Raw genomic sequence first — 13,213 nt, 5'->3', positions numbered from 1 at the left:
AATATTTGGTCAATAGATATTAGACCTCTTGCATAACCTGCCTCTTTCATTTTATTGCTGCGTTGCAAACGTTTCTGCGGTGCTCATGTACTGCCTGTAAACTTTTCTCCTCAAAACGTTTGCGCCTTGCCCTAAAACAAAATAATCAGGTTAGGCAAGAGGTCTATTCTTTCATGTCATGCTGCTATCAGCTTGGCCAACCACAAAAACCTTCACTAAGTTTAATAAAAATTGACTTATCAATGTCCAGAATTGAGAAATGACAGGATAGTTAAGAACACATTACAATCCAACCAGCCCGATCGATAATATTTATATTTTCATATAAGAAATTTGCTTTCCCGTTGTCATTTTCCGGCTATAAGGGTAGACTTGCGTTTGATTACTAAAGTCAAAGTCCCGGTGGCACAGATGGATAGCGCAGCCCCCTCCTAAGGGGCAGGTCGCAGGTTCGAATCCTGCCCGGGACGCCAGTTGCCAATGGTCCATTTCGAAGAAACTTACAAATTATATAGTTCAATAAATTGGGGCTTTAAAAAATATTGTAAACCTAAAGCATCCTTGCTTTCAGTTGCATTCTACAGGCTATTAATTTTTACGCTCTTTGTAATGATGGTGTTCTCTGATTATTAAACTCTTCTGTAAAATCAGGAGTAGTGTCATATAATCCGGGCAAACTTTTTAATAGATTGATTTCTTTTCTTGTTTCTTTACTGAAATTAATCTCCTGCTGATTGCTGACTGGTTCTGCTAATGGAGAAGCAAGAAAAGCATAGGCAAATTCTCTCAATCTATCTGCAGGATTAGTATGTACTGATTTTATTTCCTGCCATTGCAAACACAGATCTATTTGATCTTGAGTAGCTGCTCCTTTGACCAACATTAGTCTATCAATAGTTTTTTCTACGTGCTGAGACCAAGGTCTGTCTGACTGTTTAAAATTTTGCAATCTTGATTTAAAATCAATGGTTTTTTGTATTGATTGCTCTTGTTGCTCACCGCTGTTTGCCAATACTCTTGCTGTTTTTTCATCAAATGGCTGTGGTTTAAAATCTGCATCAATCATGCTTTTCAATTGCATGTCACAAAATGCTTTACCTACCTTGATAACGCCCTCTTTTTCTTCCTTCTCAATATGCATTTGAGCAGTCGTTATGGAAATTGGAGGTGCCACCATAACAAAGAGATTTCCATTATCTATGTATTTCAGCATCTCTCTTTTCTGTTCTTTTACAGCACCCTCAACATCAAGTTTACATAATATTTTTTTAACAAAATCTCCTAAATACCCCATAATCCTTTCCATAAAGGATGGATTTTTAAATTCCTTTTCTGTAATGTCCAATTGATTCTCACAAGAAACTCCAATTGTAGTCACAACACCTGGAGTATAAGCTTCTTCCTTATTAAAGAAGATATTGACTGGTAAATTATTAGCAGCACCACCATCAATGTATTTTCTTCCTTCGTAGATTACCGGATCAAACACTCCTGGCAATGATGCAGAGATACGAACTGCTGTGGAAACAGGCATATCAGCGTCATTCTCATGAGAAAAAATCCGTAACTCGCCATTCTCATCTGTTCCGGTAATGTACAATTCCTTGAATTGCTGAGGATCGTATTGATGTAGCGTATGTAAATGACCAAAAGTTAAATCAAAATTCGGATCATGCAATCCGTTTATGATTTTTTGGGTGTCTTCCAAAATCTGTTGTCTTTTTGCAAGATTGCTATATTCAGCGCTCTCTTTGTCCTCAATTGTATTCAGCTTGTCGCCAAGACTTTTCAATTCATTATCCAGAGATTCAGGAAAATGCGTGAAAATAGCTATTCTCATCACATGTTCCATCTCTTCAACTAACTTGGTTCCTTTAGAAGCAATGAGGCCAGTTAACTTGGAGGGTTTCGTGACCAGTTTTGCCTCTGCAAGACTGGATTCAGTATTTTTCTGTTCACCCGTTTGCTCATGACTTATTGAAGAATAATCCGCAGAATAGTCCGCTTGTGGACTCTTATCACCTTTAGGAAGCAATTTTTTAGTCAATCGGTTATCAACAAAATCCGCTAAACTATTTGCACTACAAAAATATTCCATTAACTCGGCAGATCCACCGCAAGCCACTATCGCCGCAGTCATAGCACCAGCAGAGCTTCCTGCAACATTTTCAATGTTTTCCAATACCCCTTGTTCTGACAAGGATTGCAATGCGCCTACATAAGCTACTCCTTTAGATCCACCTCCACGGAATACGAGATTTTTTGCAGTACTCAATTTTCCTAGATTTACAGATGGCTCTTTTGATGTATCATTTTGACTATTTGACGTTTTCATAATTTCACCTTGCTCATTGTGTTTAAAATACATAATAACAAGTGAATATGACGAGGATATGACATGCTTATGAGTTCTTTCTATAGGTTATAACTTATAGTTATGTAGGTTGATTTACAGTGATGTTTAAATCTGCATAAGATTGTTCGGTATAAAAGATGAGAAACTCTATTTTTGATATACTTTTACAAAAAATTAAATAATGATAATCCTTGAATTCGTGTAAAACTTAACTGAGCTGCCTGCAGGTTGACTAGTTGTAAATTCAATTCCGTTGCAACAGCGACAGGATCAATTTCTCTAAGTTTTTTTAATGTCGCAGTACTGATGTCCAGATAATCATTATTCGCTTTTTCAGCGGTTTCCAGTTGATTGAGCCTTGCCCCCAAATCAGACTGAACACTTAAAATATGTACCAAAGCATTATCAATCTGAGCTAATAATTGGTTATTTTCAGTTTGGGTGGCTGCTTTTTCTACAGACGAGGTATATGGTTTATTCAAGTTATTTATCATGCGCTGTACAGTAGAGAAAATAGATTCATTTTTTGCAGGACTAATTGAAAATGAATCCCCTGCTTTTGGTAAGCCAGATACCACCATTTCCATCCCATTAAAACTAATGGCGCTACCCTCCTGGTATAATGGCGCATCGTCAGGTAAACCGCTTGGGGGTATCACATTACCACTAAGACTGCCACTCACCATTACTACCAGATTGCTTTGAGAGTTTAAAGCAAAAGTCATTGTATAATTATCAGGAACAAAAGCCGCTTCATCCGTTACCGAGCCTGAACTGACAGAAGCTGTTCCTGTATTAGGAGTTGCTGTTTCTCTTATAGTAAAACTCCCATTTCCATTGGGGATACGCATAAACACATTATCGCCTGTGTCATTAACGGCTACGAGTAAACTCGTTGTAACCGCTTGAAAACGTTGTGTATTATCCCCGTTATAAACATATTCCCCTGATAAATTCAATGAGACTGGCTTTGTTAATGACTTGCTACCACTGAACATATAACTTCCGTTACTATCCTTGGTGTTAGCATAATCAAGTAATTGATTTAATAAGGCTTGGACTTCAACAGCGAGAGTTTTTCTATCCTCTTCAGAAAGACTGGGATTACCAGACTGAATTTGTATTTCACGTAAGCGATGAAGTGAATTGACTGCGTTGGATAATATCCCTTCCTCTAAACTTAACGCACTCTCGGCTGCTTGACGATTATTTTGGAATAGCTCTATGTTGTTAATTCGCTGTTTAATCAGCTCAATTTGTGCAGATGCCACTGGATCATCAGATGGAGTCCGTACTCTTATACCGCTGGCTTGTTGATCCTGAAGCCTTGCTAATCGCTCTTGTTGGGTCAACAAATTGTCTAAACCTCGCTGATATATCTGATTGGTTGAAATACGCATTCATCACCTCATGATATCGAACAACAAGTTCATAATTTGATTGGATATTTCCATCAACTTTCCCGCTGCCTGGTATGCCTGTTGAAAGATAAGCAAATTGGCTCCCTCCTCATCCAGATTGACTCCGCTTTTGCTATCCTGAAAATCCAATGCCTGCTTATGAAGTATATCGGCAGATTCAAAGCTGGTTTTAGCTTGATTGGTTCTACTTCCTACTTCAGCGAGCAAATTACCATATCTGTCAAATAAATTTTCACTGCCATTTGAAAAAATCTTGTTTTGTTGTATGCTGCTAAGGATTAAACCATTGCGATTATCACCGAATCCACCCGCATTGTAATCAGTAGTAAATTGGTCTCCGGATTTAGGAATTCCAGATAAAACAACGGAGTAAGAAGGAGTTATTCCATCGGGAATTTGAATGACATTGTTCGTATTTGGTACAAAAGCAAACGGACCGGTTGTTGTACTGTCCGTTACATTAACCAGGTTGTATTGAGTATCCGAAATGAAATCAATTCTGAATTGTTTGTTAACAACAGCCGTATTCAATACCGAACCTAAAATAATTTGACCTTGTCCGGTATTATTTAATGAAGCCATTGTTTTCACCGGAGAAGCCAGTGCGATTTCATAGGCGTCTTTAATTTGTAAAGCAAAATCTCTGGCAGCTCCCCTGGTAGGGGTCAAAGTATAACGATCATTATTTGCCAATTGCGATAAATCATTTACTGTAATTGTCATTCCATCTATAACTACTTGCCCTGCGGGTGGGGTTGGTGGCGAGCTTGACCAGGTTAAGGTTGTAGAAGTACCGTCTGATTTCCGTATCAATCGTAATTCATTAGCTCCAGTATCGCTAATTATCAGATCATAATCACTTAATTTCACTTGGGATATATCTGAGATATTGACAGATAAGACAGCAGTTCCACTATTATCAGCTGAAGCGATAGATCTTTTGAGCATTTGCCCGGGGGAATTAAAGTCAGTGAAAAAATCCTTACCAATTTGGCTATTCATATCCATACCCAGCTTATGTTGGGCATTAAATGTCTGAGCCAAACCAATAGCCATTTGACCAATTAATTGACTGGCCTGTCCCAGAACATTTTTCTCATAATCTATGAGGCCGCCTAACATACCGGTGGTCAGCCTGTCTGTGATATCAACTTGATTATTTCCCCCGTTACTTAAAAAGATCTTTGTTCCAAAAATAGAATCATTACCTGAACCCACTACCAAATCGCGTTGCTGGGTTCCAGCTACTAACATATCCCCGCTGGCAATCCCAACACTAATCGTGCCATCACCCTGATCAAAAATACTCAGATCGGTATAACCTGATAATTGTTTAAGTAGCTCGTCTCTGTGGTCAAGTAATTCAGGTATATTGTTATTCCCTAATAATTTTCCATTGACCTCTGCCAACTCTTTTGTTATTTGATTAATTATTTTTACTGACTCTGTTACTTGCAATGTTGAATTACGCTCATACTCTTCGAGTTTTAGTTGTAGCGAATTAAATTGCTGAGCCAATAACTGACTCTGTTTCAATACAACACCTCTTGTTGCTATACTATCAGGCGTATTATTCAACTGTCCTATTGAATCAAAAAAAGTTTGCAAGGGAACCGAAATACTTGATCCATCTTGTGAAAGCAGTTTATCTATCTGAATTGCCTGATTATAAAACGCATCATACTGAGTTCTATAACTCAAGGTATTTCGAACCTGAGCATTGGCGAATTGATCAACATTTCGATAAATCGATGAAACAGATACTCCTGCCCCTATGTATGAACCAGCATAGCGATTCGAGGGTATAGGAGTAAATTGGATAGATTGTCTGCTATACCCTCTCGTTTTAAAATTAGCAATATTATTGCCAGTAACGTCCAAGGCACGCTGAAAAGCATTCAATCCTGAATAGGCAATATTAAGTATAGACATGTTTTGCTCACTCCCTGAACTAATTTATTCTTTGGCTCGTGCATAACTATCAAGTTTGTTCGGATAACTCACATCGTTGTATTGCCTGATTCAATTCATCACCATGATAGATAGATAAAATCTTATTGCTATAATTTGGGTCAGTAGCATACCCTGCTTTATTTAGCTCACTGACATAAAGCTCAGGATTTGCTGCATTGGCCAATGCTGTTTGGTAACGCTCACTTCCTCTAATTAACGAAACATAATCATGAAAACCATGCTCTATGGATGGATATTTTCTAAAGGATGCATTTATCTTAATGGGTGTATCGGCAATGTATTCTGTTGTTTTAACTTGAATTGAGTCTGCATTGCTATTCGACCCGATCTTTATATTAAATAAATTATTGCTGCTCGAGCCATCCACATCTCTTGTAACAAATTTACCCCAGCCCGTTTCTAATGCTGCCTGGGCTACTAATAGTTTGGGATCCAATCCAATTAAAGACGCGGCTTGTTTTGCTGTGGGCCATATTGATTTTACGAAATCATCAATAACGGATAGCGATTTTTCTGAATTAATATCTTTAGTATTGTTAACCTCATTAGAGGAATTAACCGGGTTATTTGCTTTTTCTCCAACTGAATTTTCCAGTTGTTTAGCCAGTAGAGCTGCCAGTCCTATCCCTTTAGACTCGGCAATAGTACTAGCATATTGTGCATCCAGCATCTCTTGAAAAGTCGCTTCATTTTTACCACTAAAAGGACTGGATTCATCAAGGAAATGCTGTCCCATCCTCATGCTTTTTAACATGGATTGCAAGAATATCCCTTCAAACTGTTTAGCTACTTCAGGCAAAGCTTCTTTTGCATTGTTTTTTGCCTGAGTTTTTAATTCATTTAACCCTTGAAAATCACTCGTAACAATACTTTGTATGGTCATACCTATCACCTTTATATGACTATTAATGTAGCACTCAACGCGCCTGCCTGTTGTAACGCCTCCAGTATGGAAATTACATCAGCAGGTGTTGCACCAACAGCATTGATTCCTCTGACTATATCTTTCAAAGTGGTGCCCTTGGGTAGGATAAAGGCACGGTTATTTTTTTGTTGAATATTGACTTGTGATTGCTGCGTAGCCACAGTGCGCCCTGAAGCAAAGGCATTAGGTTGACTGATAACAGGAGTCTCTGTAATGCTGACGACCAAATTACCATGGGAAACGGCAGCAGATTTAACTATCACATTGCTTGAAATAACCACTGTTCCAGTCCTGGCGTTGATAATAATTTTTGCCATGGCTTCTCCTGGCTTAAATTCAATATTTTCAAGCACTGAAACATAGTCTACGCGTTGGGATAATTTTTTAGGAGCTGTTACTACAACAGATCCGGCATCGATAGCTTTTGCCGTGCCAGGCCCCATTAACTCATTGATGGCATCGCTCATTCGTTTTGCAGTAGTGAAGTCCGGTGTATGCAGGTTGTAAGTCAGTGAGTTTGAGTAATAAAATGGATTAGGAATATCCGCTTCAATCGTAGCGCCATTAGGAATCCTTCCCCCGCTGGGTACGTTAACAGTAACGCTCGAACCATCGCTCCCCGAAGCACTGATTCCAGATACCACAACGTTTCCCTGCGACATGGCATAGACACGTCCATCCGCGCCTTTCAAAGGGGTAAGTAATAAAGTTCCACCTAACAAACTTTTAGAATCGCCTATGGATGAAATGTTGACATCCATAGTCTGTCCTTTTTTCATAAAACTGGATAAATTGGCAGTGACCATCACTGCTGCAATGTTTTTGGAATTGAGTCTTACTCCTGGAGGAATGTTAATTCCCAGTTGAGTCAGCATGTTAGCAAAGCTGTCTTCAGTAAATTTCGTGCCAGTTTTATCCCCAGTACCACTTAAACCGACCACCAATCCATAACCAACCAATTGGTTAATACGAACACCAGCCAAAGTAGCGATATCTTTGATTCGTTCAGCAAAAACTTGAGCTACAATCAAATGAAATGCCAACAACAATCCAATAACCAACATTCGCCGCATCTTAATTCCTTGTCAGTTGTAATCTCGATAATTACCAATTACGTCGGGAATAAAGGCCCCCATAAAATTCTTGATAACCATCCTTGAGCATTCGTATTGTTAATTTGGCCAGTTCCACCATAAGAAATTCTCGCATTGGCAATCCTATCAGAAGTAATGGTATTATCTGCTTTTATATCCTGGGGACGAACTATCCCTGAAAGGCGAACAAACTCATTCCCCTGATTAATTCTCACCCACTTCTCGCCTTGAACAACCATATTGCCATTCGCCAACACTTTGGCTACCGTTACTGAAATACTGCCGGCTAATTTATTGTTTTGTATTGACCTGCCTTCCCCGTTAAACTGCCTTTGGTTATCCAAATCAAAATCCATGCTGTAACCACTTCCCAAAGAGATGGGTCTACCCAAAAAGAGTTTATTTGTGATTTTTGTCGTATCATTTTTTCTCTGAGTAGTAGTCGCATTTTTCTGAGCATCCGTTTTTTCGATCAAATATACTGTTAATATATCACCTGGATGCCTTGCCCTCGGCGTTTCAAATAATGGGAGGGCTGTTTCACTACTATAAATAGCACCACTTACCTTCCTTAACTCCTTGGGATCCGGTGTTACAGGATAAGTTGGAGCATAATCAGGATTATCGCCTGGCGCAGGCGGGTGTAAAGCTTCACACCCAAATAACAAAGTCGCAGCTAAGCAAGTGGTAGCGATATTAAATCGATTCATAACCTATCTCACTTACAGAGTTTGGGTTAAATATTGCAACATACTGTCAACGGTTTGAATGCTTTTTGCTGTTATTTCATAGCTTCTTTGAGCCTGAATCATATTAACCAATTCTTCAACCACATTGACATTAGAAGCTTCTAATGAACCTTGCAATAAAGTACCCAATCCAGAATTACCAGGATTATCTGTAATTGGTGTACCACTTGCTACGGTTTCGGTATATAAATTCTGTCCAATTGGTTGCAATCCGGCGGGATTTATAAAATCGGTTAATTGGATATTGCCTATAACGGATGGCGCATTGTTTCCCGCTACTAAGGCACTAACTGTGCCATCTGTTCCAATAGTAATTTTTGTCGTTTGTGGTGGTATCGTAATGTTGGGTTGAAGAGGATACCCATTACTATTAACGATCTGACCTGTACTATCCGTTTTAAAGCTTCCATCACGTGTATAGGCTTGTGTGCCATCTGGCATTAACACTGTAAAAAAACCTCGGCCTTCGATTGCGACATCCAAAGCATTTTCCGTGTTCTGAAGACTGCCCTGACTAAATATTTTTTCTGTTGCAACCAGATGCACTCCTGTCCCCATGTTTATACCGGTAGGAATTTGTGAATTTTGTGAAGATTGTGCGCCGGCCTGGCGAAGATTTTGATAAATTAAATCCTCGAATAAAGCTCTACCCTTTTTAAAAGCAGTTGTATTGACGTTAGCAAGATTATTCGCAATAGTAGCAATATTCTTATCCTGGGCTTCCAAACCTGATTTACTGACCCATAATGCTGGTTCCATAACGGCCTCCTGCTATTATTCTTGTTATTATTTCGGCCTTAATTATCATTTCAGATTTGCAAATACATAAATAACATCTTCCGCTCTTACAATCATCTGTGACTCCTAACAACTGGAAAGCGGCTTAGCCTGACTGAAACAATAACTAAATTAATTACGTTTATTCTTGCAATAGTTGTGCCAATTTTTGTCCATTATCATCAACTGTTGATAATAGCTTCATTTGGGCATCAAATTCCCGACCAGCACTGATCATAGCTACCATTTGATCAATTGCTTTGACATTACTCCCCTCCAATGCACCACTTTGCAATTTAATGTTACTATTAGCAACTGCAGCACCTGATTTCAGCTGTATCAAGCCCTCATCATTTTTATAGATATTATTTCTATCCAGCGTCACTAATTTAATCCTGTCTAATATTGCCAGGGATTTGGCATCACCTTCTAAAGGCACAATCGATATGGTTCCATCAGAACCTATCTCTATGGATTGAGCAGGCGGGATAGAAATTGGTCCTCCATCGCCTAAAACCACCTTACCCGAGGCAGTAATTAACTGTCCATTAGGATTCAAACGCAAACTGCCCCCTCTGGTATAAGCTTCACGACCATTACTATCTTGAACGGCCATCCACCCATCCCCATCAATAGCTACATCCAAATCTCTGCCTGTCGTAATAATCTCTCCAGGAGAAGTGTCTACTCCATTAGCATTTTGAGTGATAAATGAATGTGCATTGAATTGGTTATTTCCATTCGCATTATTCATGTACATCGTCTGTGCCTGGTATAAATCCGCCTTAAATCCAGGGGTATTAATATTCGCCAAATTATTGGCGATTATTTCCTGTCTTTTAAAATCTGAACGACCACCAGAAATAGCATTATAAAGGATCGGTTCCATGGATTACCTCCTAACGAATATTGATGATCGTTTGAGTAATCGCATCGCCAGTACGAATAGTTTGAGCATTCGCCTGAAAATTGCGCTGGGCACTAATTAACTTGACCAATTCACCAGTCAAGTCCACATTGGATTCTTCAAGTCTTCCTGAATTAATTAAACCCAAACCGCCACTCCCAGGAGCGCTAACCAATGGCTGTCCTGAAGAAGTAGTTTCAGCCCAGCTGGTATTGCCTATATTTTGTAAACTTTCTGGATCTGCAAAATTAGCCAGCTGAATCTGTCCCATTGCCAAGGATTGTCCATTAGTATAACGGCCATAGATCATTCCTGAATCATCAATATCCAGCCCAGCAAGACTTCCTGTAGTATAGCCATTATTATAAGTCGATTGAACGGCAAATGGGCTGCCAAATTGAGTACTATCCGATAAATCAATATTTAAACTCAAAGGACTGGATCCATTGTTTAAATTGAATGACAAAGGAATTAAATTATTGGGTAACGCGGCGTTTGAAGTATCGAATACTCCCGCAAACGAGCCATCAGAGTTAAAGTTAGCTCGGAACAAATTATTGGTATTTTGAGCTCCCACGTTAGCAGGAACGTTTTGATTGTCTATCTGGAATGCTACATACCATTGATTTTCTGTTCCAGCAGGTGATGCAGCATTAGGTGCACCAGCTAACGCTGTAGAATCCGCATGAATAAAATACATACTCAACACATGTGAATTTCCTAAACTATCATAGATTGTGGACGAGGTGACATTGTTATAAGTATCGGTTGCCGGACTAGCCCCTCCAACCCAATCCACATTCGGCGCTTTGCTTTGAGAGTTCATATTCACACCTACAGAGACATTTGAACTGGCTCTGGGAGTAATATTCGCAGTGTTTATTCTTAAATCACCCGATGCTCCTGTAATGGCACCGTTAGAATCAGTGAGTAAACCAGTCAACCGTTGATTATTTGCATTGACTATATAGTTCTCATTATTCAGCTTAAATTGCCCGGCTCGAGTATAAATCTTGGCTCCTTGATCACTCAATATAAAAAAACCTGAACCATTCACAGCCAGATCAAGAGTATTGTTTGAAGTACTCAATGTTCCTGTAGCAAATGATTGGTGTACACGCGACAGTTTAACACCTCCGCCTACTGCGTTGCCGCCAGAGCCATAAGCGCTGGATGAATAAATGTCTGCAAACTCAGCTCTTGAGCCTTTAAATCCTATTGTGGCAGAGTTCGCTATGTTATTACCTATTACTTCCAAATCTCTGGTTGATGCCTGGATTCCACTTAATGCTGTATTAAAAACCATAATAGCCTCCTGCTTTATAATTTTTTAGCATTTGCTCTTGACCGCTTTATAAGCAATGCACTTATGACCTAAGTCATCGCTACGATAAGGCCACGCTGACTGAAATCTTGATTTATACTGATATTTGCCTTACCTCATTTAAAAAGACTGAACCTACGCCTGCTAAATTAAGCTTCAGATCTTCACCATATTGACCGAGACTGACACTATCGACATTAGCTGACGTCATAGTTTTCAATGCCACTTCTTGCCCGCCATAAGTACCGCTGACCTTTATTGTATATTTTCCTGAGGTCAAGCGTTGGTTACTTTGGTCAGTACCATCCCAACTAAATTGGAAAAACCCCGGTTGTGGTTGCCCCAAGGGAATCGTTTTTATCAACTCGCCAGATTCCGTGTAGATTGCAGCACGAAGATTGGATACACCAGGTGCCATATCAATAGCAGCCTTTACATCTCCTTCTGAACCCAGGTTCAGCGTATTGCTGTTTACTAACACCTTGCGGCCAACCAAAGCGGATGCTTGAAGCGCTTGATTAGATTGTAGAGAAGAAGCCAGCTGTTGTAGTGATTCTTGCATTTTTGTGATTCCATCATTGGTGCTAAATTGAGCCAGTTGAGATAGAAACTCCCCATTTACCTGTGGTTGCAGAGGATCTTGATTTTGAACTTGAGCCACCATCAAACGCAAAAAATCTTGCTGCCCCAAGTTTTGTCTTTGTCCTGAATCAATTTGATTCAAACCTAAACCACCTGCTGAATTGGAACCATTTACTGAATTGGTAGTCATTCCCTTCCCCTTATTCGCCTAATTGCAACGTCCTTTGCATAAGTTGTTTGGTTGTATTAAGTAATTCAATATTCATTTGATAAGAGCGAGAAGCGGAAATAATATTTGCCATTTCCTCAACATAATTGATATTTGAAGTATAGACAAACCCGTCTTTATCGGCTATTGGACTATTTGGATCGTATCTTCTGTGCGGTTCTGCGTCACTCTCATAAATCCCATCCAGTTTAACGCCAGCTTTAATTTGTTCCCCCATCCATTGATTTGCGTTCTCCTGAACTGATTTGAAAACAGGATATTTGGCTTGATAGACTTCCTCTGGACTGCTTGCTTCAACATTCGCATTGCCCATATTGCCAGCACTGGTAGTCAAACGCACTGTTTCTGCGGTCATTGCAGAAGCTGCAATGTCAAAAATTGTATTTAATGACATGATTATTCCCCCTTCAATGCAGTCAACATGGACTTGATTTTGCCATTTAGGAAACTCAAGCTGGCTTGATAGTTCAACGCATTGCGAGCAAACTCGGTAGTTTCCATATCTTTATCAACAGTATTGCCATCTAAAGAAGCGTGATGTGTCATTCGATATTTCAAATGTGTCGTAAAATCGGCATTGGTATTAATATGCTGGTCCGAAGTAGTCTTTAGTTGCTGGCTATTACCGCCCATAGTGGCTGCCAGCACCTCCTTAAAATCAACATCCCTGGCTTTAAAATTCGGTGTATTAACATTGGCTATGTTATTAGCAAGAACTGATGCTCTCTCATCTCTTGCAATCAATGCCTTGGCATGAATCCCAAAATAAGAATCAAGATTAATGGCCATATTTACTCCTGTCTTATTGTTATTTAAGTCCTAATCATCGTTTGACATTATGCCAATTTTCCAAAGCCATGTATGGCTTCATACTT

Annotated in this window: 12 protein-coding genes and 1 tRNA gene; 1 reads left to right on the top strand and 12 read right to left on the bottom strand. The window is 39.4% G+C overall.

The annotated features are described in order from the left end of the window. The first annotated feature begins 396 nt into the window (after window positions 1-396). A tRNA-Arg gene (locus EL201_RS06525) sits at window positions 397-473 on the top strand. A gap of 122 nt (window positions 474-595) precedes the next feature. Here the strand turns inward: EL201_RS06525 and EL201_RS06520 are convergent. From EL201_RS06520 to flgB, 12 genes are all read right to left on the bottom strand, one after another. After that, window positions 596-2,335, bottom strand: coding sequence for a patatin-like phospholipase family protein (locus EL201_RS06520; RefSeq protein ID WP_027221470.1), 1,740 nt, complete (start codon window positions 2,333-2,335; stop codon window positions 596-598). A gap of 185 nt (window positions 2,336-2,520) precedes the next feature. Then, a complete protein-coding gene (flgL, locus tag EL201_RS06515) occupies window positions 2,521-3,756 on the bottom strand; it encodes a flagellar hook-associated protein FlgL (RefSeq protein WP_027221469.1) in 1,236 nt (411 codons plus the stop codon). Window positions 3,757-3,759: 3 nt separating this feature from the next. Next, window positions 3,760-5,709, bottom strand: a complete 1,950-nt coding sequence (flgK, locus tag EL201_RS06510; RefSeq protein ID WP_027221468.1) for a flagellar hook-associated protein FlgK — start codon at window positions 5,707-5,709, stop codon at window positions 3,760-3,762. A 49-nt stretch (window positions 5,710-5,758) separates the two neighbouring features. After that, a complete protein-coding gene (locus EL201_RS06505; RefSeq protein ID WP_027221467.1) occupies window positions 5,759-6,634 on the bottom strand; it encodes a glucosaminidase domain-containing protein in 876 nt (291 codons plus the stop codon). An 11-nt stretch (window positions 6,635-6,645) separates the two neighbouring features. Further along, window positions 6,646-7,749, bottom strand: coding sequence for a flagellar basal body P-ring protein FlgI (locus EL201_RS06500; RefSeq protein WP_032828817.1), 1,104 nt, complete (start codon window positions 7,747-7,749; stop codon window positions 6,646-6,648). Between the two features lie 38 nt (window positions 7,750-7,787). Then, a complete protein-coding gene (locus tag EL201_RS06495) occupies window positions 7,788-8,480 on the bottom strand; it encodes a flagellar basal body L-ring protein FlgH (protein WP_027221465.1) in 693 nt (230 codons plus the stop codon). 12 nt (window positions 8,481-8,492) lie between these two features. Beyond that, window positions 8,493-9,278, bottom strand: a complete 786-nt coding sequence (gene flgG / locus EL201_RS06490; protein WP_027221464.1) for a flagellar basal-body rod protein FlgG — start codon at window positions 9,276-9,278, stop codon at window positions 8,493-8,495. Between the two features lie 160 nt (window positions 9,279-9,438). After that, on the bottom strand, window positions 9,439-10,185 hold the full coding sequence (flgF, locus tag EL201_RS06485) for a flagellar basal-body rod protein FlgF (protein ID WP_027221463.1): 747 nt from the start codon (window positions 10,183-10,185) through the stop codon (window positions 9,439-9,441). Window positions 10,186-10,195: 10 nt separating this feature from the next. Next, window positions 10,196-11,509, bottom strand: a complete 1,314-nt coding sequence (gene flgE, locus EL201_RS06480) for a flagellar hook protein FlgE (RefSeq protein WP_027221462.1) — start codon at window positions 11,507-11,509, stop codon at window positions 10,196-10,198. Window positions 11,510-11,621: 112 nt separating this feature from the next. Continuing rightward, the gene (locus tag EL201_RS06475; RefSeq protein ID WP_027221461.1) at window positions 11,622-12,299 is read right to left on the bottom strand and encodes a flagellar hook assembly protein FlgD; all 678 of its coding nucleotides are present in this window, start codon (window positions 12,297-12,299) and stop codon (window positions 11,622-11,624) included. 10 nt (window positions 12,300-12,309) lie between these two features. Then, window positions 12,310-12,732 (bottom strand): flagellar basal body rod protein FlgC, encoded by a 423-nt coding sequence (flgC, locus tag EL201_RS06470; RefSeq protein ID WP_027221460.1) that lies wholly within the window; start codon window positions 12,730-12,732, stop codon window positions 12,310-12,312. A 2-nt stretch (window positions 12,733-12,734) separates the two neighbouring features. Then, on the bottom strand, window positions 12,735-13,127 hold the full coding sequence (gene flgB / locus EL201_RS06465) for a flagellar basal body rod protein FlgB (protein WP_027221459.1): 393 nt from the start codon (window positions 13,125-13,127) through the stop codon (window positions 12,735-12,737). Between the last annotated feature and the right edge of the window lie 86 nt (window positions 13,128-13,213).

Source organism: Legionella pneumophila subsp. pascullei (genome assembly GCF_900637585.1).
GTDB lineage: Bacteria > Pseudomonadota > Gammaproteobacteria > Legionellales > Legionellaceae > Legionella > Legionella pascullei.
Note: the sequence above shows the minus strand (reverse complement) of the source record. Positions and strands in the feature narration are given on the sequence as shown.